Genomic DNA, 23,844 nt, shown 5'->3' with positions numbered 1-23,844 from the left:
ATCGGCCCTTTATGTGCTGCGTGACCAGCTTCGCGGAAGTCATACCTGTCGTTCATCGAAAGATTACCTGACACCGGCGTGGCCTCTGCGTGCGTCAAGACTTCCACCGCGTAAGAGCGCCTTACTGCGAATTCTCTTCCTCCCAGCCGAAGACGCTTCTGCCGCCCCAGTCGGGTGAGTTTCGAAATTCACCGGCGACGATCTCCTTGAGGTCGGGGCCAGTGGCATATCGCTCGAGCTGGCGGGACTGGTCGTCGAGACGCTTCAGCGCCTGCAGTTCCTCCTCGCGGCCGAGCCTGCCCTTTTGCACGGCAGACTTCATCACCTTGATCGTCTCATCATAGACCTTCAGCGGGACGGGAAAGGGATGCCGGTCCTTGCCGCCATGGGCAAGCGAGAAACGCGCGGGATCGGAAAAGCGGCAGGGCGCACCATGAACCACTTCGGCCACCATCGCCAGCGCCTGTACCGTTCGGGCTCCGACGCCGGGCACGAGCAGAAGCTGCTCGAAATCTGCCGGTCCGCGGTCGGCGGCGGCTGCAAGACTGCCGTGCAGACGCTTCATGTTGACGTCCTTTTCGCGCACGTCGTGATGGGCGGGCATGATGAGATGCGGCAGAAGCGGCTGGTCGGGCTGTGGCGCGGGCTTTGCGGTATCGAGCGCCAGAGCTGCCGCTTCGCGCAAGATACGATCCGGACCGAGCGTTGCTAGGAGATCAAGCTGCCCCGAGCGCGAACGCTCCGCACGCCTGTCGGCCAGATTGATGATATTGCCCTGGCTGCGGCCCTCGATTGCCGTGTGCGGCGAATTGACGAAGCTCTCCAGGCCTTCCGAGAGCCAGTGATAACGCCGGGCCTGCCGCTTGTCGCCATTCATGCCTTGCTGCACCACGACCCATTTGCCGTCATCCGTGACAATGAAGCCATGGAGATAGAGAGCAAAACCATCCTGAACCGCGGCGCTATCGACTTTCGCCACAAGCCTGCTCACAGTCGCCAGCGCCCTGCCATCCAAACCAACACGGTTACCGATCGCAACGAGTTCGTCCGGCGTCTTGCGGGAATGCGAACCGCGGCCACCGCAGACATGCAGGCCAAGTTCGCCTGAAAGCGGAGTGAGCCCGCGCTTGAGGGCACCGAGCACGCTGGTGGTTATTCCGGACGAATGCCAATCCATGCCCATCACGGCACCGAAAGACTGGAACCAGAAGGGATGCGCGAGGCGCCGGAGCAGTTCATCCCGGCCATAATGGTGCACGACTGCTTCGGTGACCACGGCTCCGAGCTTCGTCATCCGCTCGCCAAGCCACCTCGGAACTCTGCCGCCATGCAATGGAAGATCAGCGCTGCCTGCTCGTTGGGCCATGCTGCGACTATAACGCGGCCGACGGCGTGAAGGAATGTTTTCCTTGCATGCGCTTCGCAAATAAAAAACGCCGGTTGCTAGGCAACCGGCGCCCTTGGGAGGAAAGCCTGAGGCTTAGGCAGCAGCCGAAGCGAAGCTAGAGGTCGGGACTTCCGATATCGTCTTCAGGACCTGCGAAGCGATCTGGTAAGGGCAACCCTGCGAGTTCGGGCGGCGATCTTCCAGATAGCCCTTGTAGTCGTTCTTGACGAAGGAGTGCGGAACCCGGATCGACGCGCCGCGGTCGGCAACGCCGTAGCTGAACTTGTTCCACGGGGCCGTTTCGTGCTTGCCGGTCAGACGCAAGTGATTGTCCGGGCCGTAGACGTCGATGTGAGCCTGCAGGTTCTTGTCAAACTGCGCCATGAGCGCTTCGAAGTAGGCCTTACCACCGACTTCGCGCATAAACTTGGTCGAGAAGTTGCAGTGCATGCCCGAGCCGTTCCAGTCGGTATCGCCGAGCGGCTTGCAATGGAACTCGATGTCGATGCCGTACTTTTCGCAAAGGCGGAGAAGCAGGTAGCGAGCCATCCAGATCTGGTCGGCGGCGCGCTTGGAGCCCTTGCCGAAAATCTGGAATTCCCACTGGCCCTTGGCCACTTCGGCATTGATGCCTTCGTGGTTGATGCCAGCAGCCAAGCAGAGGTCGAGATGCTCTTCGACGATTTCACGAGCAACGCTGCCGACGTTCTTGTAGCCGACACCGGTGTAGTACGGACCCTGCGGAGCCGGATAACCCTGCTCCGGGAAGCCGAGCGGACGGCCGTTTTCGTAGAAGAAGTATTCTTGCTCAAAGCCGAACCAGGCGTCTTCATCGTCAAGGATGGTTGCGCGGCTGTTCGACGGATGCGGGGTGACGCCATCGGGCATCATGACTTCGCACATGACGAGCGCACCGTTGGTACGGGCCGGGTCCGGATAGACGGCAACGGGCTTCAGTACGCAATCGGAGCTGCGGCCTTCGGCCTGCATCGTGGAGGAGCCATCGAAGCCCCACAGCGGAAGCTGCTCAAGAGCAGGAAACGCGTCAAATTCCTTGATCTGCGTTTTGCCGCGCAGGTTCGGCGTCGGTGTGTAACCGTCGAGCCAGATGTACTCGAGCTTATACTTTGTCATTGGCCAGTCTCTCAAACGTAAGGGTGTGAGCAAATTCCGAAGCGACCGCTAAGCGCGTGCTTGATCACCACCGGATGCCAGGTACCAAGCACGTGGCGTGCCAGTTTCGAGCAGACAGACGACTGCAACGAGACGCGCGGCGGGAATCAAACATCAGACGATCGCCAACTTTCAACGAAAGCGAGGGTTTAGAGCCACGGAACTCATCGGCGCACCGCACGTTTTTTTGATCTATACTCAACGCCTCAAAAAGATGCAGGCAATCCGAGGCATTTTCGACGTTTTATCAAGTGCTTATGAATCCCCCAGCTATTGGCGTTTTTTTAGGCGATTTGCGCAAATGATGTGCACTCTGTTACTATGAATACCCGGGCAACCGGTATGCGAAGAGAATGGAAGGCAAGTCGATGCCAGCAAATGTTCATCGCGAAACCGCGAAGATCTATCAGTTCCCAGTGAAGTTCCGCAGGCCGGACGAACGCCTTGGCGCCCGCAAGCCGCTCGACATCGATCCCGATGTCTGCGACGCCGCCTTCGATACCTGGTACCACGAAGACGCCATTCGCGAAGCTGAAGAGAAGCGAAAACCGCAAGCATGAATATCTGACCGACGCGGCGGGGGAACAAGCGGCTGCGCGGTCAGTTTGCCTTGCATGGCAAGGAACGGCACTATCCGTATCGGCATATCCGGCTGGACCTATGCGCCTTGGCGCGGGGTGTTTTATCCTGAGGGCCTGCCACAGAAGTGCGAATTGAATTTTGCCGCTCGCAATTTTGCCTCCATCGAAATCAACGGCACATTTTACGGGTTGCAAAAGCCTGCCGCCTTCGCGCGCTGGCGCGAGGCGACACCGGACGGCTTTGTCTTTTCCGTGAAAGGTTCACGCTACATCACGCATTTGAAGCGGCTTCGCGATGTCGAGACGCCGCTTGCCAATTTCATGGCGTCCGGCCTCCTGCGGCTTGGGCCAAAGCTCGGCCCCATTCTTTGGCAGTTTCCGCCGACCATGAAATTCGACGGAGAAGTTTTCGCACGATTTCTTGCAATGCTGCCGAAGGACACGGATGACGCGGCAAAGCTTGCAAGGCGACACGATGACCGGCTGAACGGCCGCGACTGGTTGGAAAGCGATGTGCAGCAGCCGCTTCGCCACGCGCTGGAAATTCGCCACGACAGTTTCTGCTCCAAGCAGTTCATCGAACTGCTGCGCGAACATCAGGTGGGGCTCGTCTGCGCCGATACCGTCCAGTGGCCGCTTCTGATGGATGTCACTGCCGACTTCGTCTATTGCCGCCTTCATGGATCCGAGGAGCTTTATGTCAGCGGATACGACGACGCGTCGCTCGATGTCTGGGCCAAACGGATCGCGGCATGGGCGCGCGGACACGAGCCGGAAGATGCCAATCGCGTATTGCCGCCGCTTAAGACGTCAGCCAAAGGCCGTGACGTCTTCGTCTATTTCGACAACGACGTGAAGGTGCGCGCACCAGCAGATGCACGCTCGCTTGCCGAGAGGCTTGGCGTTGCCTCGCCATTCGAGGAAACTGCCATGTCGGCCAAACCGCGGAGAAGAAGTCGGCGGAAGGAAAAGGAACAGGCAAGGCCGCACTGGCCCTCCCCATAACCTTTATCAAACGAAAACCGTTTGCTCAGTGCGGTCTTCCGCGCCGAAGAATTTGAGGTAACGCTCGACCTCTGCCGGATCTCCAGTTGCCTTTTGAGGATTGTCGGAGAGCTTGACCGCCGGGCGGCCGTTTGCCTCGCTGACCTTGCAGACGATCGAGATCGGGTTGAGCCCGGAAATTTCGGTCGGCGCGCAGCCCGCAAAATCATTGGTCAGATTGGTGCCCCAGCCGAAGCTCATGCGAACACGGCCCTCGAAATGCCTGTAGGTATCGATGATTGCGTCGACATCGAGTCCATCCGAGAAAATCAGCAGCTTCTGGCGTGGATCGCGACCCATCTTCTTCCACCAATCGATGATCTTCTCGCCACCCTCGATCGGCGGCGCACTGTCCGGCCGGAAGCCGGTCCAATCAGCGACCCACTCGGGCGCGTCGCGCAAGAACGCAGCGGTGCCGAAGGCATCCGGCAGCACGATCAGCAGGTTGCCGCCGTAGAGTCTGTTCCAGTCCCGCAGGATCTTGTAGGGCGCGTTGCGCAACTCCTCGTCGGTGTCGGCAAGTGCGGCGGCCACCATCGGCAGCTCGTGGGCGTTTGTTCCTACGGCTTCCAGATCGGAATCCATAGCAAGCAATACATTGCTCGTGCCGGTGAAAGCGGGACCGATACCTTCCTTGAGCGCCTCAACGCACCACCGTTGCCACAGGAAGCTGTGGCGGCGGCGTGTGCCGAAATCGGAGATCCGCAGGCCGGGCAATTCGCGCAGCCGCTCTACCTTTGCCCACATCTTGGCTTTGGCGCGTGCATAAAGCACATCCAGCGTGAAAGGTCCGAGCGCCCTCATCGCCGAGCGCGAGCGCATCTCGTTGATAATCGCCAGCGCCGGGATTTCCCACATCGTCGTCTCCTTCCACGAGCCATGGAAGTCGAGCACGTACTGGCCGTCCTTCTTTGACAGCTCGTATTCCGGCAGTTGGAAATGAGAAAGCCAGGCGAGAAACTCCGGTTCGAAAATCTGCGCGCGGCCATAGAAACTGTTACCGGCGAGCCAGATCATCTCCTTCTTTGAGAGCCTCAACGTACGGGCATGATCGAGTTGATCGCGCAGTTCCCCCTCGTCGATCTCCTCGGCCAGGCGCACACGCTTGGTGCGGTTGATGAGCGTGAAAGTGGTGCTGACATCCGGATAAAGCTTCCAGATCATTTGCAGCATCAGTAGCTTGTAGAAGTCCGTATCAATCAGGCTACGGACGATGGGATCAAGCTTCCAGGCGTGATTGTAAACGCGCCTTGCAATGTCTGTCTTGGCCATGCTCCATCCCGTCCCAATCCGGTCGGGTGCCGCAAAAGGCCAGCACACGACGACCGGCTCGTGCGCCTTCTTATCGAAAAATCAGCGGGTAATGTCCAGCGCAAATAAATGCCCTGCCGCAGCACGGCGGCAGGGCCTCTTTCGACGACCGCCTTTTACCCGAGCCTATTGCGCCGGCTGAGGTGGCGCTGGTGTGCTGGGCGCGGCGGGATCAGCGTTCGGTGCCGGTGGCTGCGTGTTCGGCGTCACGGTGGGAACCGCACTGCCATTTTGCAGGGTTGGCGGCGCAGCCGGTGCCGGTGACTGGGACTGCATTTCCTGACCTGGCTGCTGTGGCGCAACTTCATCAGCTTCGCGGTTGCCCCAGATTTCGACCGGGATCCAAACGACGAATGCAAGAATGAGCGCAACGACCAGGACCATCAGGATGCGGGCACCAGTGCGGCCCTGCTTTGCCTCTGCCGCGGAAATCTGCTCTTCGGCATGCCGCTTTCCATCCGCATTTTCCCAGCGCTTTTCCATCTGATGAGCCATCTTCGTCTCCCTTACGATGTCTCGTGGGCCGCATGCCGGCCCGCCTCAGAACTGTCGTTAGGGGCAACGGATATGCGGCGGCATGGTTCCACGCCGCCTCAGTAGCCTGCCGTCCGGTCCACCACGAACTCCAGCGGCTCACCGCGCTCGTAGCGGGCAATCTGCGCCTCGACATGGCGGAAGAGCGCATTCTCTTCGGAGATTGCGGCATCATGCGGGGTGATGAAAACGCACTCAAAACCCCATAGCGGGTCGTCCGCCGGGAGCGGCTCGACCTCAAAGACATCGAGCGATGCGCCGCCGAGCACGCCGCTTTCAATCGCCGCAACGATGTCGCGTTGCACCTGACTTTTGCCGCGGCCGGCATTGATGAAGACCGGCTTTGCGAGTGCACCGTCCCGACGGAGCTTTGCAAACAGCCGCGCATCATAAAGGCCCGACGTTTGCGGCGTCAGCGGCAGCAGGCCGACGAGGAAATCGGTCTTCGACAGAAAGGTATCGAGTTCGCTTGCGTCGAAGGTTTCGATCCCATCAAGCCGCTTGCGGCTTCGCGACCAGCCAATGACATTGAAGCCCATGGCCTTCAGCTTGCGCACGGCATCCTGCCCCAATACCCCAAGTCCCATAACGCCAACGGTGATGTCGGCAGCTTCCGGCGGCGCCATCTGGCTCCAGATCCGATCGCGCTGATGCCGGTCATGTGCGCGCTGCTGGCGCAGGTGCATCAGGCACTGCAGCACCACCCATTCGCTCATTCGCACCGTCAGGCTTTTGTCGACGAAGCGAACGACCGGCACATCCGGCAATCCCGGAAGGTTCATGAAGCTATCGACACCGGCACCACCCGAGAAGATCACCTTCAAGTTCGGTGCGCGTTCGAATAGGTCGGCATCCGGCTTCCACAGCAAGGCGTAGTCGATCGCGCTCAAATCGCGGTTCCTGGCCGCAGGATCGGCAAGATTGATGCTGCCGCGATCAGGAAACGCTGTTTTCAAAATACGGGCGATGCCTTCAGGGTTGAACTTCAAATCAACGAGAACAGGAGGTCTTGCGGGCATAATCTCTTCTACTGCTTTACGGCAGGCGCCGGCACTGCCTCGATATTGAAAGCGGCCGCCATCAGCGCCTTGGTGTAGTCGTCTTTCGGCGTCCGGAAAATTTCTGCCGACGGCCCCTGCTCTACCACCTTGCCGAAACGCATGACGATGACGTCGTTGGCGAGCGCCTTGACGACCTTCAGGTCGTGGCTGATGAAGAGGTAGGCCAGATCGTGCTTCTTCTGCAGGTCGCGCAAAAGGTCGACAACCTGTGCCTGGACGCTCATGTCGAGGGCCGATGTCGGCTCGTCGAGCATGACGAAGCGCGGCTTCAGCACCATGGCGCGGGCAATCGCGATACGCTGACGCTGACCGCCGGAGAATTCGTGCGGATAGCGCCAGCGGGTCAGCGGGTCGAGGCCAACTTCCTCCAGCGCCCAGCAGACGCGCTGGTCCCGCTCTTCATGCGACTGCGAGCGCTCATGCACTTTCAGCCCTTCCGCGATGATATCGCCGACCGACATGCGGGGGCTGAGCGAGCCGTAGGGATCCTGGAAAACGACCTGGAGCTGGTTGCGTAGCGGCCGCATTTCGGTGAACGAATAGTCTGCTATATCCTTGCCGACGAAGCTGATGCGCCCCTTGGAGGAAATCAGTCTTGTGAGCGCAAGTCCGAGCGTCGTCTTGCCAGAGCCCGATTCGCCGACAACTCCGAGTGTCTGGCCGGCGCGCAGCGAAAGATCGATGCCGTCGACGGCCTTTACATGGTCGACGACCCTGCGCATCAATCCCGCCTTGATCGGGAACCAGACCCGGATATCCGAGCCCTCCATCACCAACGGCTTGGACGGATCGGCAACAGGTGGCTCACCGCGCGGCTCGGCGGCGAGCAGATGGCGCGTGTAGTCATGCTTGGGATTGCTGAAGACCTCTTCGACCGTACCCGTCTCGACAATCCTGCCTTTGGTCATGACACAGACGCGATCGGCGAATTTGCGGACGATGCCGAGATCATGGGTAATGAAGAGCAGCGACATGCCGTGCGCGGATTTCAGCTTGCGCAGCAGATCCAAAATCTGTGCCTGGACCGTGACATCGAGCGCCGTCGTCGGCTCGTCGGCGATCAAGAGTTCGGGCCGGTTGGCGAGCGCCATCGCGATCATGACGCGCTGGCGCTGGCCGCCGGAGAGCTCGTGCGGATAAGCTTTCAGCCGCTTTTCGGGCTCGCGGATGCCGACCTGGTTCAAGAGTTCCAGCACCCGCGTGCGGGCCGCCTGTCCCGTGACGCCCTGGTGCAGATCGAGGATTTCGGCGATCTGCTTTTCGATCGTGTGAAGCGGATTGAGCGAGGTCATCGGCTCCTGGAAGATCATCGTGATATCGTTGCCGCGCACCTCGCGCAGCGCCCTCTCCGATGCCTTGAGCAGATCCTTGCCCTTGAAGAAGATTTCGCCAGTCGGATGGCTTGCTGCAGGATAAGGCAAAAGCCGCAGGATGGAATTTGCGGAGACGGATTTGCCCGATCCCGATTCGCCGACCAGCGCCACGACCTCGCCCTTGTTGACGTCGAAGGAGATGCGGTCGACAGCCAGCGATGTTTCGCCGCTTTGATGGAAGGCGACGGAAAGATCGCGGACGGAGAGAAGGGGTTCATGCATCTGGCTCATGCGAAGGTCTTTCTCGGGTCGAACGCGTCGCGCACGGCCTCGCCGATGAAGATCAGTAGGGAAAGCATGATCGACATTGTGAAGAAGGCCGCCAACCCCAGCCATGGCGCCTGAAGATTGGCCTTGCCCTGCGCGATCATTTCGCCGAGCGACGGCGAACCGGGCGGCATGCCGAAACCCAGGAAGTCGAGCGAGGTGAGCGTCGTGATCGAGCCTGACAGGATGAAGGGCAGGAACGTCAGGGTTGCCACCATGGCGTTCGGCAGCATGTGGCGCCACATGATCGTCCGGTTGTTGACACCGAGCGCGCGGGCGGCGCGGACATATTCGAAGTTGCGGGCGCGCAGGAACTCCGCGCGCACGACACCGACGAACCCCACCCAGGAGAAGAGCAGCATGATGCCGAGCAGCACGAAAAAGCCCGGCGGCAGGATCGCGGCGATGATCAGCAAGATGTAGAGCACGGGCATCGAGGACCATATCTCGATGAAGCGCTGCAAGAGCAGGTCCGTCCAACCGCCGAAATAACCTTGCACGGCACCGGCCGTCACGCCGACGATTGCCGAGCAGATGGTCAATGCAAGGCCGAAGAGCACGGATATACGAAAACCGTAGATGATGCGCGCCAGCACGTCGCGCGCCTGATCGTCGGTTCCGAGCCAGTTGAGATTGCCGTAATTGCAATTGGGATCGTTGACGCCTTGCGGATAGCCTGAGCAGCGCTCCTCCTTGCTCATAAGCCAGAATGGCGGCGTCGGCGCGGAATGCGGGATGTTGGAATTCACAGACCGATAGGAATAACGGATCGGCGGCCATATCATCCAGCCATTGGCCTTGATCTCATCGGCAATCACATCCGAGCGGTAATCCGTTTCCGCCAGGAAGCCGCCGAACTTTTCCTCCGGATAATCAACCAGCACCGGAAACAGAATTTCCCCCTTGTAGGAGGCGATGACCGGCTTGTCGTTGGCGATGAATTCCGAAAACAGCGTCAGGACAAACAGCGCCATGAACAGCCAGAACGACCAGTAGCCGCGCCGGTTCGCCTTGAAATTTTGCCAGCGGCGAATGTTCGTTGGGGAAAACAGGCCCTTGCGCGGTGGCTTGACCGGCGAAACCGACGTCGGGTTGGCAGCCGCATCCATCAGACATCCCTCCGCTCGAAATCGATACGCGGATCGATCCAGGTATAGATCAGGTCAGAGATCAGGCTGACGAAAAGGCCGAGCAGCGAGAAGATGTAAAGCGTTGCAAAGACGATCGGGTAGTCGCGGTTCACGACCGAGAGATAGCCGAGGCGGCCAAGTCCGTCGAGCGAGAAGATATTCTCGATCAGCAGCGAACCGGTGAAGAAGGCGGAAATAAAGGCGCCCGGAAAACTGGCGATGACGACCAGCATGGCATTGCGGAAGACATGACCGTAGAGCACCTGCCGCTCATTCAAGCCTTTGGCGCGGGCCGTCGTGACATATTGCTTCTTGATCTCCTCGATGAAGGAATTCTTCGTCAAAAGCGTCGTTGTCGCAAAAGCGGAAAGCGAAAGTGAAATCAGCGGCAGGGTCAGGTGCCAGAAATAATCGAGCGGCTTCTGCCACCAGGCGAGCTGGTCGAAATTGTCCGAGACCAATCCGCGGAGCGGAAACCAGTTGTAGAACGAGCCGCCGGCGAAAAGCACGATCAAGAGGATGCCGAACAAGAAGCTCGGCACAGCGTAACCGACGATAATGGCGCCGGACGTCCATACGTCGAAGGTCGATCCATCCTTCACCGCCTTGCGGATGCCGAGGGGAATGGAAATGGCGTACGAGAAGATCATGATCCAGATGCCGAGCGAAACCGAAACCGGCAGCTTTTCCTTGATGAGATCCAGCACCGAGGTATTGCGAAAGAAGCTCTCGCCGAAATCGAAACGGATGTAGTTCCACATCATTTCCAAAAAGCGCGTCAGTGGCGGCTTGTCGAAGCCGAACTGCTTCTCGAGCTTGGCGATCAGTTCCGGATCGAGGCCCTGAGCACCGCGGTAACTGGAATCGCTGCTATCGAACTGCTGTGCGACATCGCCGCCACCGGAAATCCTCTGGTCGGCACTGTCGGCCTGGCCTGTCAGCTGCGCAATGACCTGCTCAACAGGGCCACCAGGCGCAAACTGAATGACGGTAAAGGAAATTGCCATGATGCCGACAAGCGTCGGTATCATCAAAAGCAGGCGTCGAAGAATGTATGCTCCCATCAGCGCCCAGCCTTCCAGGTCTCGAATTTCATCAGGGTGCGCGTTGCATCAGGAGTCTTCAATTCGCCAGCCTTCCCGCCGGGCGCACCGGCTTTTCAGGGTTTCCGAAGTGATTCGGACGGTCCATTTGGAACCCAGCCATTCCGGCAATGCAAGCCCGCTACTTTGCGTCCTTCGACCACCACACGTCCGGGAAGCCGAGGGAGTATGCCGGCAGCTCCGCCGGCCGTGTGATCGTGTTCCAATAGGCAATCCAATAGCTGTCACGATAAAAGAGCGGGATGACATAGTTGTTGGCAAGCAGAACGCGGTCCATGGCCTTGATCGCCGCCACCTGTTCGGCGCGGTTCGGCGAAAAGATGATCATGCGGACAAGCGCGTCGACTGCCGGATTGGCAATGCCGGCATAATTGCGCGAGCCCTGTTGAGCGACCGAATCCGATCCCCAATAGTCGGCCTGCTCGTTGCCCGGATTCATCGTCTCTGCCCAGACGTTCCAGATCATGTCGTAATCGAAACTGCGCACCCGATTGGTATATTGCGAGGCATCGACGGTCCTGACCCGAGCATCCACGCCGATCTTCTTGAGGTTGTTGACATAAGGCACGACCCAACGCTCCAGCATCGGGCTCGACAGCAGGATCTCGAAACTCATCGGCTGACCGGTCTTGGCATTGACCATGCGATTGCCCTTGAGGTTCCAGCCGGCCTCCTTGAAAAGCGCGATGGCCTTGCGAAGGTTGTCACGGCTCTTTTGTGGATCGCCGCCAACCGGATTGCTGTAGGGCGCAGTGAAGACCTCCGGTGGCACCTTGTCCTTCAAGCCTTGAAGAATCTCCAGTTCCCGGCCCTGCGGCAGGCCGGAAGAGGCAAGCTCGGTATTCCAGAAATAGCTGTCGATACGCTTGTAGCTGTTGAAGGCGACCGTGCGGTTCAGTTCTTCGAAATCGAACCCGTAGTTCAGCGCCTCGCGCACCTTCTCGTCCTTGAAGAGGTCACGTCGCATGTTGGGCACCAGAGCCTGCAGAATGCCGGTGGCACGGAGCGGGTTGGTGGGTGCCTCCTTCTTGACGCGGCCTTCCCTTACCGCCGGAAAATCGTATCCGGTCGCCCAGCGGCTTGCCTGCGTTTCCTGCCAGTAGTCGATATTGCCGGAGCGGAAGGCCTCGAATTCCACGTCACGATCGCCGAAATAGGTGTATGTGACCGAACGAAAGTTGTTCTGGCCGACATTCACATTGATGTCCTTCCCCCAATAATCGTCCCGCAGTTCATAGCGGATGGTTGAGCCTGCGGAAAAGGCAGCGATCTTGTAAGGTCCCGACCCCATTACCGGCTCGAGCGTCGTCTTCGAAATATCCCTGGTTTTGCCGTCCGGGCCGGTGCCCTCCCACCAATGTTTGGGGACGACAACAAGCTGGCCCAGAATATTGGGCAATTCCTTGTTGTCTTTTTCATCGAAGGTGAACTTCACATCGCGATCGCCCACTTTCTCTGCCTTGACGACATGCTTGTAATAATTGGCCTGAAGCGGACTGAGTTCTTTGGTCTTATCGAAGCTGAAGATGACGTCTTCGGGCGTCACAGGCCGGCCATCCGCCCATTTTGCCTCCACGCGAAGCCGGAACGTCGCGCTCGATACGTCGTCAGGAAAGGAAACGCCCTCCGCCAGAAGGCCATATGACGAGAGCACTTCGTCATCGGCGGATTTCAGTAAGGTTTCGAAGGACAATGCCATCCCGATCGCAGCCTCGCCCTTCGCAAGCACAGGGTTGAAGGTGTCGAAAGTGCCCGATGTCGAAAGCCTCAGGTTCCCCCCTTTCGGTGCCTCCGGATTAACGTAATCGAAATGTTTGAAGCCGGGCTGGTATTTGAGCTCGCCTATCGTCGAGGTGCCAATCCTGAAGTCCTGGTCTTGCGCCGACACTCCCATTGGCAAGGAGATCAAGGCAACCAGAGCAACGAGCATACTTCTTTTCGACCATGCGAGTGCCATTCACCAAACCCCGTACTATCTTAGCTTTCTTCGAGAATACGGGAAATACAGGCAAAAAACAGGAAAGTGTGACGTTTTCGTCCATCTCGCAGAATTTTGACCGCCTGCAGGCCCTCCCGCCTCACGCAAACATCGTCCGGACCTTTCTGCCAAAACATCGATTCACCAAAATTGCTTTTCACGGTAGGCTCGATGCAAATCACTTCGGCAGACATTCGAGATACCGCATGACAATCCGCCTTGCTGCGCCTTTCCAGACAATCGGCAGACTCGCCTTGGCGGGTATTATCGGTGCGAGTCTGATCGCGGGCGATGCGGGAGCACAGCAGAAACAGCCGAGTCCCGGCAGCGCCAAAGCACTCTTCGGTTCGGCTTCCCTGCCCGCACAGGGCCCGGCCCAATCGATCGGCTTCTATTCGAAGGGGTGCATGCTGGGCGGCATCGCGCTACCCGTGGACGGTCCGACGTGGCAGGCGATGCGCCTTTCCCGCAACCGCCGCTGGGGCAATCCGGCAATGATTGCATTGCTTGAGCAATTGTCCCGCGATGCGCAACAGAAGATCGGCTGGCCGGGCCTGCTGGTCGGCGATATTGCCCAACCTCGCGGCGGGCCCATGTTCAACGGCCACGCCTCGCACCAGATCGGCCTCGATGCCGACGTCTGGCTGACACCGATGCCTTCACGCCGGCTGACAGCACAGGAGCGCGAAGAACTTCCCTTCACCACGACGCTGCAGAAGGGGAAGTTCCTGACCATCGACCCTAGGGTCTGGACGCAATCCCATGCCAAGCTCCTGATGCTTGCGGCAAGTTATCCCCAGGTGGAGCGCATTTTCGTCAACCCCGCGATCAAGAAAAAGATGTGCGATACCTGGACGGGCGAGCGCACGAACCTCGGCAAGCTGCGTCCGATATACGGCCACGATTCGCATTTTCACATTCGTATGAAATGCCCGCCAGGCGCTGCGGCTTGCAAGCCGCAGGCGCCAATTTCCGACGGCGATGGCTGCGGCAAGTCGCTGGCCTGGTGGTTTACCAAGGAGCCGTGGGCCGCGCCGAAGCCAAATGTCCGGCCACCTAAGCCGCCGCGCGAGATGATGGTGTCCGATCTTCCGAAATCTTGCGCTGCCGTTCTGGATGCGCCGCCGGCTGCATCCATCGCGGCGGCTGATGGCGGTCCGGACGCAACCGCCCTGACAGTGGCACCAGCCGTACCAGCAGCAGCCGGTGACCTTCTTCCTGCCATCGGCCCGGTCCCCACCGACAAGCCCCTGGTGCAATGAGAGCGGAAATGCTTGTTTTTCAGATCATGGGCTTGGTATAGAAGCGGCCAAATCGATTGAATTCAAGGGTTGGAGGTTCTTTTTCATGGCCGGCGGCAAATGCCTCGCATTGATTGCGCATGACCAGAAGAAGAACGAGATGGCGGAATTTGCCCGCCGCAACAAAGACCAGCTTTCCAAATGGAAGATCGTGGCAACCGGAACAACCGGCGGCCGCGTCCTCGATGCCGTCCCCGATCTCGACGTCACCCGGCTGAAGAGCGGGCCGCTCGGCGGCGATCAGCAGATCGGCGCATTGATTTCGACTGGTGAAGTTGGCGCCCTCATCTTTTTTGTCGATCCATTGACGCCGATGCCGCATGATGTCGACGTGAAGGCATTGATGCGGCTTGCGATCGTTTACGATATTCCGATGGCGCTGAACGAAGCGACTGCCGAAAAACTCATCCCGACTCTGCACGCCTAGACACGGAAAACGGCTATGTCCATGCTCAAAACAAAGGGTGCCCACCTGCCTTTTCCAATCCTGATTGGCGATATCGGCGGAACAAATGCACGCTTCTCCATTCTCGCGGACGCCTCGGCCGAGGCCGTCAATTTCCCCAACGTTCGTACCGCCGATTTCGGAACCATCGATGAAGCGATCCTGAAGGGCGTTTTTGCAAAGACTGAGATGCGCCCGCGTGCGGCTATTCTCGCCGTTGCCGGTCCGATCAACGGCGATGAAATTCCGCTGACCAATTGTGACTGGATCGTCCGTCCTGGCACGATGATTGAAGATCTGGGGATCGAGGACGTGATTGTCATCAATGATTTCGAGGCACAGGCACTGGCGATTTCCGCCCTGGGTGAGAACGATCGCGAGCGCATTGGCGCCGCATCCGGAGAACTTGTCGCTTCCCGTGTTGTGCTCGGTCCCGGCACCGGGCTTGGCGTTGGCGGGCTGGTGCATGCGCAAGGCTCGTGGATTCCCGTTCCGGGCGAAGGCGGACATGTCGATCTCGGACCGCGCAGCAAGCGCGACCTTCAAATCTTCCCGCATGTCGAGACCATCGAAGGCCGCGTCGCAGCCGAGCAGATCCTTTGCGGGCGGGGCATCGTCAATCTCTACCGCGCGATCTGCAAGGCCGACGACATTGAAATCAAATACCACGATCCAGCCGATATCACCTCTCATGCGCTTGCTGGAACCGACAAGACGGCGGGGGAGACCATCTCGCTTTTTTCAACTTACCTCGGCCGCCTCGCGGGCGATCTGGCAATGATCTTCATGGCCAAAGGCGGAGTCTATCTTTCAGGCGGCATCTCACAAAAGATCCTGCCGGCATTGAGACGGCCCGAATTCCGCGCCGCTTTCGAGGACAAAGCGCCGCACTCGCACTGGCTGAAAGCGATTCCGACTTATGTGGTGACTCACCCGCTTGCAGCTCTTGCAGGGCTTTCCTTCTATGCACGCCAGCCCGCAAGCTTCGGCGTCTCAACCGAAGGCCGCCGCTGGCGCCGATAGCCCCGCTCTAGCCAAAGGCGCGCCAACTCTTTATAGAGCCGCCGCAAGCGCGCGGCTCATGTGGCGCACGCAGTCCGAGACAGGAAGCTTATTTTTGGAATCGTCCGCGAACAAAAAGCGCACCGTCAGCAGCGATACCATCACCGGCGTCTTGAAGCGCATCATCGCCGAAAACGGCCGTGATCATATCGGGGGCTATGCTTTCGCAATCAGCTGCCTCGTTGTTGTCGCCCTTTCGACTGCGTTCACCGCGTGGATCATGAAGGTGATCATTGACGAAGCTTTCGCCAATCGCCGTGCGGACATGGTCTGGATCATTTGTCTTGCGATCTTCATCGCGTTCGTACTGCGTGGCTTTGCGAGCTACGGCCAAGCAGTGGCTTTGTCCAGGATCGGAAACAATATCGTGGCGCGCTACCAGCGGCGCCTTTATGCCCACCTGATGACGCTGTCCGTCGGCTTCTACAACGAAGCCCGTTCGGCGCATATCGCAGCGCAAGTCAGCCAGAATGTCGGCGGAATCCGCGATGTCATGAATTTGACCATCACGTCGACTGCGCGAGACCTGCTCACTTTCATCGCTCTGATCGGCGTAATGGTTTTTCAGGATCCGCTGCTGACACTCGCAGTCTTCATCCTGGCTCCACCGCTCCTCTATGGCTTGCGGTACCTTTCCAAGCGTCTGCGTCAGGTGACCAGGGAAGCCATTCATCTCAACAGCCACGTCTTGGGCGCAATGCAGGAAACGATCCAGGGAATTGCGATCGTCAAAGCCTTCACAATGGAAGCCGAACTGGTACGCAAGCTCGACAAGCTTGTCGCGGCTGCTGAAAACCGTGCAAATCGGATCGCGCGCCTCTCGGAGCGCAACGCGCCGATGACGGAGACCTTCGCCGGTTTCGCCGTCGCCAGCATCCTTGCCTATGCCGCTTACCGTTCGATCTATCATAATGTGCCGCCGGGCGCATTCTTCTCCTTCGTAACGGCATTGCTGCTCGCCTACGATCCGGCCCGCCGCCTTGCAAGGCTGCAGGTTCAGCTGGAGCGCGCCGTCGTCAATGCCCGCATGATCTACGAACTGCTCGACATGGAACCGCGTCAGCGCGATCTTCCCGATGCCAAGCCGTTGAACGTGACGAGCGCCAGCATCGAGTTCCGTGACGTGTCCTTTGCTTACAGTGCCGATCCGATCCTCAACAACGTGAGTTTCGTTGCAGAGGGCGGGAAGACGACGGCGCTTGTCGGCCCTTCCGGTGCCGGCAAGTCGACGGTCATCAATCTCATTCCGCGCTTCTTCGACCCCACGAGCGGTCAGATCTTCATCGATGGCCAGGATATCGCACATGTCGCCAAACAGTCGCTCCGCCAGCAACTCGCCTATGTGTCGCAGCAGCCGTACCTCTTCGAAGGCACGATCCGCGAAAACATCCGTTACGGGCGGCCGGAAGCCACGGACGCCGAGGTGGAAGAGGCCGCCCGGCTTGCCTACGCCCACGATTTCATCCTGGCGCAGCCCAACGGCTACGACACGCCTGTCGGAGAAAACGGCGTGACGCTTTCAGGCGGCCAGCGCCAGCGACTGTCGATCGCCCGGGCGCTCGTCCGCAAGGCGCCCATCCTGCTTCTCGACGAGGCGACGTCGGCACTCGATACGGAATCCGAGGCGGCCGTGCAGAGGGCGCTCGATGAAGCGATGACCGGCCGCACCGTGGTCGTCATCGCCCATCGTCTTTCCACCGTCATGCGTGCCGACAAGATGGTCGTGATGCAGCAGGGTCGTGTCGTCGAAGAAGGCAATCACGAGACGCTTGCGAAGCGTACCGACGGACTTTACGCTCGCCTCAACAATCTTCAGCGGCCCGCCGCCTCGGATTCTTTTTGACACGGATTATGAGCTGACATGAGCGATACTGCGATGAAGCTGGTGGTGGTGGGGGCAGCGGGTCGCATGGGACAGGCGCTGATCCGGCTTATCCATGCCATGGAGGGTGTCACGCTGCATGCGGCCGTGGCCCGGTCTGGTTCGCCATTCGTCGGCAAGGATGCAGGCGAAATTGCAGGCCTTGGACCAAACGGCGTCACCATTGGCGACGATCCTCTCGCGGCCTTTCTTCATGCCGACGGCGTCCTGGATTTTACGACGCCCGGGACAACAAACGAATTTGCTGCACTCGCCGCTCAGGCGCGTATCGTCCATGTCATCGGCACCACCGGGTGTTCGGATGCGGATAATGCCAAAATCGTGGCAGCATCGCGTCATGCGCGTATCGTGAAATCGGGCAATATGAGTCTTGGCGTGAACCTCCTCAGCGTTTTCGTGGAGCAGGCCGCACGAGCGCTCGACGCTGCCGATTGGGATATCGAAATCCTCGAAATGCACCACAAGCGCAAGGTCGATGCGCCGTCGGGCACCGCATTGCTTCTGGGAGAAGCTGCCGCCAAAGGCCGGAATATCGACCTGTCGGCGCAATCCGTCCGCGTTCGCGACGGCCATACCGGCGCGCGCCAAACGGGTACGGTCGGCTTTGCGACGCTGCGCGGCGGTTCGGTGATCGGAGAACATTCCGTCCTCTTCGCCGGAGAAGGCGAGATTGTATCGATGTCGCACAGCGCCGCTGACCGTTCGATCTTCGCTCGAGGCGCCATCAAGGCGGCGCTCTGGGCGCGCGACAAGAAGCCCGGCTTCTACTCCATGCTCGACGTGCTCGGGCTCCCTTCACATTGATCTCATTACGGAGGCATATTTCATGAGCGGCACCCTCGTCCTCGTTCGCCACGGCCAGAGCGACTGGAACCTGAAAAATCTCTTCACCGGCTGGAAGGATCCAGGTCTCACGGAACTCGGTATCGAAGAAGCCAATGCGGGTGGACAGGCGCTCGCCGACTACGGCATGAAATTCGATATCGCCTTCACGTCGGCGCTCGTGCGCGCGCAGCACACGCTTACGCTCATTCTCGACAAAATCGGCCAGCCGGACCTCGAGACGATCCGCGACCAGGCGCTTAACGAGCGCGATTACGGTGACCTCTCGGGCCTCAACAAGGACGATGCACGCGCCAAATGGGGCGAGGAGCAGGTTCATATCTGGCGGCGTTCCTACGACGTCCCCCCTCCTGGCGGCGAAAGCCTGCGCGATACGGGCGCGCGCGTCTGGCCGTACTATCTCACCGAGATTCTTCCACGCGTATTGCGCGGTGAAAAAGTGCTTGTCGCTGCCCACGGCAACTCGCTGCGTTCGCTGGTCATGGTGCTGGACCGCCTGACCAAGGAGCAGATCCTGGCACTCAACCTCGCGACCGGCGTTCCCATGGTCTACAAGCTCAATTCCGACTCCACCGTCGCTTCCAAGGAAGTGCTCGGCGACATGTCCGGGGCCCATTAAGCCTTCGAAATCTCATTCAAAAGCCGGGCTCGCTGCCCGGCTTTTTCAATTCAGTTCTCTATCGTGAACTTCACCCTGTCGGCTGCAAAGCGGCTGATCGAATATTGAACCGGCACGCCGTCAAGATCGGTATTCGTCGCCTTGGCGACGAGCAGGATGGCGCCCGGCGTCAATTCCAGCGTGGCAATGTCGTGTGAATCGGCGTGGGCGGCGGTAATCTCGGTCGTTGCACGGACGTAATCCGGCAGGCCGAGCTCGGCAAAGGCCTTGGTGATCGATTCCGTCTTGCGATAGACTTCGTCGATACCGGCAAACCGGTCTGCCGGAAACCATGTCGTTGCGCAAGATACCGGCCGCTTGTCGGCCAGACGCAATGTTTCGAGGCGAATCACCGCGGTCCCGGACCTAAGTCTCAGCCAGCGCGCAACGTCAGCATCGGCTCTCTCTTGCGCATGGTCGAGCAGCAGGCCGCGCATCTCGCGCGCCTGAGCGCCGATACCAGCGGTGAAGCGCGTGCGCCGCGTAATCGGGAAATTCAGCCTCTCCTTGCGCTCGATCAGGGTGCCGCGGCCCTGCACTGCGCGCACGATCCCTTCCTGAGCAAGGGCAGCAAGCGCGCTTCGGACCGTATGACGATTGACCCCGAATTGCAGCGCCAGGACCGTTTCCGGCGGCACCATGCCGGTCTCGTCATAAGCCCCGGAACCGATAGCGTCGCGAATACGGTCGGCGATCTGACGCCAGAGCGCCACGCCCGTTTGTCTCTGTACCTGGTTCAGTCCGGCCATTCGTTCCAGCCCTGCACTTTCGCTTGAGTGTTGTCACACGCTTGTCACGTCCTCCCCTTAAGGCTACAACTACCTTGTACGGTTGTCTATATCAATAGACATTTAAGGAACGGCAATGACATCAGCAAAGCACCAGAGTCATGTGACCCAGCCAGCCAGTGAGCGCAAGCGCGTTGCCGATCTTCTCGCGCGGGCTGAACGGAACGAACTCGTTGAAGCCTTTGAGGCAATCACGGACAAGCCAGCGGTCCAGCCGGTGCGCGGACCGGAAACCGGCCTCGTCATGGTGCGCGGCCGCATCGGCGGCGGCGGCGCCTCCTTCAATCTCGGCGAGGTCACGGTTACGCGCGCGACAATGAAGCTTGGGTCTGGCGCCGTGGGGCATGCACAGGCGCTTGGCACCGATCGCGAAAAGGCAAGGCTTGCCGCGATCTTCGACGCACTGTGGCAGGACGATGCGATGAAGGATTTCGTCGAGGAGAGGCTTCTTTTGCCAATCGCGGCCCGGATCGCCGGGGTCGATCGGCGCAAGGCGGACGAGACGGCGGCGACACGGGTCGATTTCTTCACAATGGTGCGCGGAGACGACTGATGAACATCAAGACAGAAGCCCTGACGGGCGGATTTGGCCAACCGGTCTTCCACGCCCAAAGCGTCTTCAAGGCCATGATGGACGGCATGGCGCGGCCCGGCACGATCCAGACCATCGCGCCAGAAGTCGCGCCACCTGCGCCACTTGGCATGGCCGCAGCCGCAATTGCACTGACGCTGTGCGACCATGAGACACCAGTCTGGCTATCTTCCCGACTCGCCAAATCCTCAATGGTCGATTGGCTCGCCTTTCACACCGGCGCATACGTGGTGCCGGAAAGGACTGAAGCCCGATTTGCCTTTATCGAGCACGGCGTGGCGCTTTCCTCGTTCGGACTCTTTGCCTTGGGAACCCAAGAATATCCGGATCGCTCGACGACGCTGATCGTCGAGCTTGCAGGCCTCGAAGGCGGCTCCCGGCTCGCCTTGACGGGCCCCGGCATTCAAGGCGTCAGCGAGATTGCGCCGGCCGGCCTGCCGCAGGCGTTCCTGCGTCTGTGGACGGAAAACCGCGCCCTCTTTCCGCGTGGCATCGACCTCGTCATGACGGCAGGCAGCCGTTTTCTCTGCTTGCCGCGCACCACCAAGATCATCGCAACGGAGATGTGAGCCATGTATGTTGCCGTCAAAGGAGGTGAGGCCGCCATCGACAATGCCCATCGCCTGCTGGCCGACCGCCGTCGCGGCGACCGCTCGCTGCCTGCGATAGGCATCGACCAGATCGTCGCACAGCTGGCGCTTGCCGTCGACCGTGTCATGGCGGAAGCCTCGCTCTACGACCGCACGCTCGCCGCACTTGCCATCCGTCAATCGCGCGGCGACATGATCGAGGCAATTTTCCTGCTGCGCGCCTATCGCACGACGCTGCCACGCTTCGGCTATTCGAAACCGCTCGACACCGCGGCGATGAAGATCGAGCGTCGCGTTTCGGCGACCTACAAGGATTTGCCTGGCGGCCAGCTTCTCGGTCCAACCTTCGACTACACGCACCGGCTGCTCGATCCTTCGCTGCTTTCCGACGAGTCCGTTGAAGAACCGGCCCAACGCCCGGCAGAAGCCGGCCGCATCATGCGCGTGTCGGAGATCCTTGGCCAGGAGGGGCTGATCGAGGCCGACGGCGATATGCCGGAAGATCACGAGATCGGTGACCTTACCCGTGAACCGATGGAGTTTCCGATGAGCCGCGACCTTCGCCTGCAGGCGCTCGCTCGCGGCGACGAGGGCTTCCTCCTGGCACTCGGCTACTCCACGCAACGGGGCTATGGCCGCAATCATCCCTTCACCGGGGAAATCCGCATCGGCGAGGTCGAAGTCGAATTTTACGTTCCAGAACTCGGCTTTGCCGTGTCGCTTGGCACGATCCAGTTGACCGAGTGCCAGATGGTCAATCAGTTCAAGGGTTCGGCCAAGGCCCCGCCGCAATTCACGCGCGGTTACGGCCTCGTCTTCGGCCAGAGCGAACGGAAGGCGATGTCAATGTCGCTGGTCGATCGCGCCCTACGCGCCGAAGAGCTCGGGGAAGACATCACGGCGCCGGCACAAGACGAGGAGTTCGTCATTTCTCACTCCGACAATGTCCAGGCGACCGGCTTCGTCGAGCATCTGAAATTGCCGCACTACGTGGATTTCCAGGCCGAACTGCACCTCGTGCGCCGAATGCGCCGCGACTTCGAAGCCAACCGTGCCGGCGGCGACACCACCAAGGAGGCGGCTGAATAATGAGCGATCTTGCCACCTACAACTTCGCCTATCTCGACGAACAGACCAAGCGGATGATCCGCCGTGCCATCTTGAAGGCCATCGCGATTCCCGGTTATCAGGTGCCTTTTGCTTCGCGCGAAATGCCCATGCCCTATGGTTGGGGTACCGGTGGGGTCCAGGTGACCGCTTCGATCATTGGACCGGACGACGTGCTCAAGGTCATCGACCAGGGCGCCGACGACACCACGAACGCTGTCTCCATCCGCGCCTTCTTCCAGAAGGTTGCAAACGTCGCGGCGACCACTCACACCAAAGATGCGACGATCATCCAGACGCGTCACCGCATCCCTGAAGAGCCGCTCGCAGCCAACCAAGTGCTCGTCTATCAAGTGCCGATTCCCGAACCGCTCCGCTTCCTCGAGCCGCGCGAAACCGAAACGCGAAAAATGCATGCGCTGGAAGAATACGGCCTCATGCATGTGAAGCTCTATGAGGACATCGCCCATAACGGCCGCATCTCCAAGACCTATGCCTATCCGGTCAAGGTCGCCGGCCGCTACGTGATGGACCCTTCTCCGACGCCGAAATTCGACAATCCGAAAATGCATATGTCGGATGCACTGCAGCTGTTCGGCGCCGGCCGCGAGAAACGGATCTACGCCGTGCCGCCCTATACGGAAGTCGTCAGCCTCGATTTCGAAGACTACCCTTTCGAGATCCAGCGCTTCGGCAAGCCCTGCGCGCTTTGCGGCGCGCAGGACGTCTATCTCGACGAAGTGATCCTCGACGACAAGGGAGGACGTATGTTCGTCTGCTCGGATACCGATCATTGCGAAGACCGCCGCGAGCAGGGACACGCAGGCGAGATGCTTGCGCCGAAGGAGGCTGCGGAGTGACCGACGCCCCTCTTCTCAAAGTCAACGACGTCTCGAAATTCTACGGCAATCGTATCGGCTGCCGGAATGCATCTTTCGAACTCTGGCCCGGCGAAGTGCTGGCTGTCGTCGGCGAGTCCGGTTCCGGGAAAACGACGCTACTCAATTGCATCTCGACGCGCCTGATGCCGACGACCGGTAGCGTCGAATATCATATGCGCGACGGCAACTATCGCGATCTCTACCGGATGAACGAGGCAGAGCGTCGCTTCCTGATGCGCACCGATTGGGGTTTCGTGCACCAGAATCCGGCCGACGGCCTGCGCATGACCGTTTCGGCCGGCGCCAATGTCGGCGAACGGCTGATGGCGATTGGCGATCGGCACTACGGCCAAATCCGCTCGACGGCCGTCGATTGGTTGGAGCGTGTCGAAATCGACGCCAGCCGTATCGATGATCAGCCCCGTGCTTTCTCTGGCGGCATGCGCCAGCGCTTGCAGATCGCTCGCAATCTCGTCACCAAGCCGCGGCTCGTCTTCATGGACGAACCGACCGGCGGCCTCGACGTCTCGGTTCAGGCGCGCCTGCTCGATCTGGTTCGCGGTCTCGTCAATGATCTCGGCCTTTCGGCCATCATCGTCACACACGATCTCGCAGTCGCGCGTCTGCTCTCGCATCGCATGATGGTGATGAAGGACGGCTGTGTCATCGAACACGGTTTGACCGATCGGGTGCTCGATGACCCACGCGAGCCCTACACGCAATTGCTCGTCTCATCGATCCTGCAGGTCTGAA

General features: G+C 59.8%; 23 protein-coding genes. 13 read left to right on the top strand and 10 right to left on the bottom strand.

What is annotated here, in order from left to right; genetic code table 11:
• Positions 1–121: 121 nt before the first annotated feature.
• Together AM571_RS01075 and AM571_RS01070 are read right to left on the bottom strand one after the other, a co-directional pair.
• Positions 122–1,366 carry a DUF763 domain-containing protein gene (locus AM571_RS01075; protein ID WP_074059804.1) on the bottom strand — a complete coding sequence of 415 codons (1,245 nt, stop codon included), beginning with the start codon at positions 1,364–1,366 and terminating at the stop codon, positions 122–124.
• 114 nt (positions 1,367–1,480) lie between these two features.
• Entirely contained in the window at positions 1,481–2,521 is a 1,041-nt protein-coding gene (locus AM571_RS01070) for a glutamine synthetase beta-grasp domain-containing protein (RefSeq protein ID WP_074059803.1), read from the bottom strand.
• A gap of 407 nt (positions 2,522–2,928) precedes the next feature.
• Between AM571_RS01070 and AM571_RS01065 the strand changes: the two genes are divergently transcribed.
• Both AM571_RS01065 and AM571_RS01060 read left to right on the top strand, forming a co-directional pair.
• Complete coding sequence (locus AM571_RS01065) at positions 2,929–3,120, top strand: DUF2735 domain-containing protein (RefSeq protein WP_074063004.1); 192 nt, start codon at positions 2,929–2,931, stop codon at positions 3,118–3,120.
• Positions 3,121–3,174: 54 nt separating this feature from the next.
• The gene (locus AM571_RS01060; protein ID WP_074059802.1) at positions 3,175–4,146 is read left to right on the top strand and encodes a DUF72 domain-containing protein; all 972 of its coding nucleotides are present in this window, start codon (positions 3,175–3,177) and stop codon (positions 4,144–4,146) included.
• Between the two features lie 6 nt (positions 4,147–4,152).
• On the opposite strand, the gene pncB is transcribed toward AM571_RS01060, so the two are convergent.
• From pncB to AM571_RS01025, 7 genes are all read right to left on the bottom strand, one after another.
• On the bottom strand, positions 4,153–5,457 hold the full coding sequence (pncB, locus tag AM571_RS01055; RefSeq protein WP_074059801.1) for a nicotinate phosphoribosyltransferase: 1,305 nt from the start codon (positions 5,455–5,457) through the stop codon (positions 4,153–4,155).
• A 165-nt stretch (positions 5,458–5,622) separates the two neighbouring features.
• Entirely contained in the window at positions 5,623–5,991 is a 369-nt protein-coding gene (locus AM571_RS01050; RefSeq protein ID WP_074059800.1) for a hypothetical protein, read from the bottom strand.
• Positions 5,992–6,089: 98 nt separating this feature from the next.
• Positions 6,090–7,049 carry a 2-hydroxyacid dehydrogenase gene (locus AM571_RS01045; protein ID WP_074059799.1) on the bottom strand — a complete coding sequence of 320 codons (960 nt, stop codon included), beginning with the start codon at positions 7,047–7,049 and terminating at the stop codon, positions 6,090–6,092.
• 8 nt (positions 7,050–7,057) lie between these two features.
• Positions 7,058–8,695 carry an ABC transporter ATP-binding protein gene (locus AM571_RS01040; RefSeq protein ID WP_074059798.1) on the bottom strand — a complete coding sequence of 546 codons (1,638 nt, stop codon included), beginning with the start codon at positions 8,693–8,695 and terminating at the stop codon, positions 7,058–7,060.
• Positions 8,692–9,840 carry an ABC transporter permease gene (locus AM571_RS01035; RefSeq protein WP_074059797.1) on the bottom strand — a complete coding sequence of 383 codons (1,149 nt, stop codon included), beginning with the start codon at positions 9,838–9,840 and terminating at the stop codon, positions 8,692–8,694. The genes AM571_RS01040 and AM571_RS01035 overlap by 4 nt, the downstream gene beginning before the upstream one ends.
• The gene (locus AM571_RS01030) at positions 9,840–10,925 is read right to left on the bottom strand and encodes a microcin C ABC transporter permease YejB (protein WP_074059796.1); all 1,086 of its coding nucleotides are present in this window, start codon (positions 10,923–10,925) and stop codon (positions 9,840–9,842) included. Before AM571_RS01030 ends, AM571_RS01035 begins: the two co-directional genes overlap by 1 nt.
• Positions 10,926–11,085: 160 nt before the next feature.
• A complete protein-coding gene (locus AM571_RS01025; RefSeq protein ID WP_074059795.1) occupies positions 11,086–12,921 on the bottom strand; it encodes an extracellular solute-binding protein in 1,836 nt (611 codons plus the stop codon).
• A 227-nt stretch (positions 12,922–13,148) separates the two neighbouring features.
• Between AM571_RS01025 and mepA the strand changes: the two genes are divergently transcribed.
• The 6 genes from mepA (at position 13,149) to AM571_RS00990 (ending at position 19,094) form a co-directional block, all read left to right on the top strand.
• Positions 13,149–14,204 carry a penicillin-insensitive murein endopeptidase gene (gene mepA, locus AM571_RS01015; RefSeq protein ID WP_074059793.1) on the top strand — a complete coding sequence of 352 codons (1,056 nt, stop codon included), beginning with the start codon at positions 13,149–13,151 and terminating at the stop codon, positions 14,202–14,204.
• An 85-nt stretch (positions 14,205–14,289) separates the two neighbouring features.
• A complete protein-coding gene (locus tag AM571_RS01010) occupies positions 14,290–14,670 on the top strand; it encodes a methylglyoxal synthase (RefSeq protein ID WP_022713281.1) in 381 nt (126 codons plus the stop codon).
• A gap of 15 nt (positions 14,671–14,685) precedes the next feature.
• Positions 14,686–15,711, top strand: a complete 1,026-nt coding sequence (locus AM571_RS01005; protein ID WP_074059792.1) for a glucokinase — start codon at positions 14,686–14,688, stop codon at positions 15,709–15,711.
• A gap of 58 nt (positions 15,712–15,769) precedes the next feature.
• A complete protein-coding gene (locus AM571_RS01000; protein WP_420493361.1) occupies positions 15,770–17,593 on the top strand; it encodes an ABC transporter ATP-binding protein in 1,824 nt (607 codons plus the stop codon).
• Positions 17,594–17,611: 18 nt separating this feature from the next.
• Positions 17,612–18,436: a 4-hydroxy-tetrahydrodipicolinate reductase gene (gene dapB, locus AM571_RS00995; RefSeq protein ID WP_074059790.1), complete on the top strand. Its 825-nt coding sequence runs from the start codon at positions 17,612–17,614 to the stop codon at positions 18,434–18,436.
• Positions 18,437–18,458: 22 nt separating this feature from the next.
• The gene (locus tag AM571_RS00990; protein ID WP_074059789.1) at positions 18,459–19,094 is read left to right on the top strand and encodes a 2,3-bisphosphoglycerate-dependent phosphoglycerate mutase; all 636 of its coding nucleotides are present in this window, start codon (positions 18,459–18,461) and stop codon (positions 19,092–19,094) included.
• 50 nt (positions 19,095–19,144) lie between these two features.
• On the opposite strand, the gene phnF is transcribed toward AM571_RS00990, so the two are convergent.
• Positions 19,145–19,882: a phosphonate metabolism transcriptional regulator PhnF gene (phnF, locus tag AM571_RS00985; protein WP_074059788.1), complete on the bottom strand. Its 738-nt coding sequence runs from the start codon at positions 19,880–19,882 to the stop codon at positions 19,145–19,147.
• Positions 19,883–19,997: 115 nt separating this feature from the next.
• On the opposite strand from phnF, the gene phnG reads away from it, so the two are divergent.
• The 5 genes from phnG to phnK are packed head-to-tail and all read left to right on the top strand — an operon-like array spanning position 19,998 to position 23,843.
• The gene (phnG, locus tag AM571_RS00980) at positions 19,998–20,474 is read left to right on the top strand and encodes a phosphonate C-P lyase system protein PhnG (protein ID WP_074059787.1); all 477 of its coding nucleotides are present in this window, start codon (positions 19,998–20,000) and stop codon (positions 20,472–20,474) included.
• Entirely contained in the window at positions 20,474–21,082 is a 609-nt protein-coding gene (phnH, locus tag AM571_RS00975) for a phosphonate C-P lyase system protein PhnH (protein WP_074059786.1), read from the top strand. Before phnG ends, phnH begins: the two co-directional genes overlap by 1 nt.
• A 3-nt stretch (positions 21,083–21,085) precedes the next feature.
• The gene (locus tag AM571_RS00970) at positions 21,086–22,192 is read left to right on the top strand and encodes a carbon-phosphorus lyase complex subunit PhnI (protein WP_074059785.1); all 1,107 of its coding nucleotides are present in this window, start codon (positions 21,086–21,088) and stop codon (positions 22,190–22,192) included.
• Positions 22,192–23,070 (top strand): alpha-D-ribose 1-methylphosphonate 5-phosphate C-P-lyase PhnJ, encoded by an 879-nt coding sequence (locus AM571_RS00965; protein ID WP_074059784.1) that lies wholly within the window; start codon positions 22,192–22,194, stop codon positions 23,068–23,070. The genes AM571_RS00970 and AM571_RS00965 overlap by 1 nt, the downstream gene beginning before the upstream one ends.
• Positions 23,067–23,843, top strand: coding sequence for a phosphonate C-P lyase system protein PhnK (gene phnK, locus AM571_RS00960; protein ID WP_074059783.1), 777 nt, complete (start codon positions 23,067–23,069; stop codon positions 23,841–23,843). Before AM571_RS00965 ends, phnK begins: the two co-directional genes overlap by 4 nt.
• Position 23,844 lies beyond the last annotated feature (1 nt).

It is taken from the genome of Rhizobium etli 8C-3 (assembly GCF_001908375.1).
Classification (GTDB): domain Bacteria; phylum Pseudomonadota; class Alphaproteobacteria; order Rhizobiales; family Rhizobiaceae; genus Rhizobium; species Rhizobium etli_B.
Note: the sequence above shows the minus strand (reverse complement) of the source record. Positions and strands in the feature narration are given on the sequence as shown.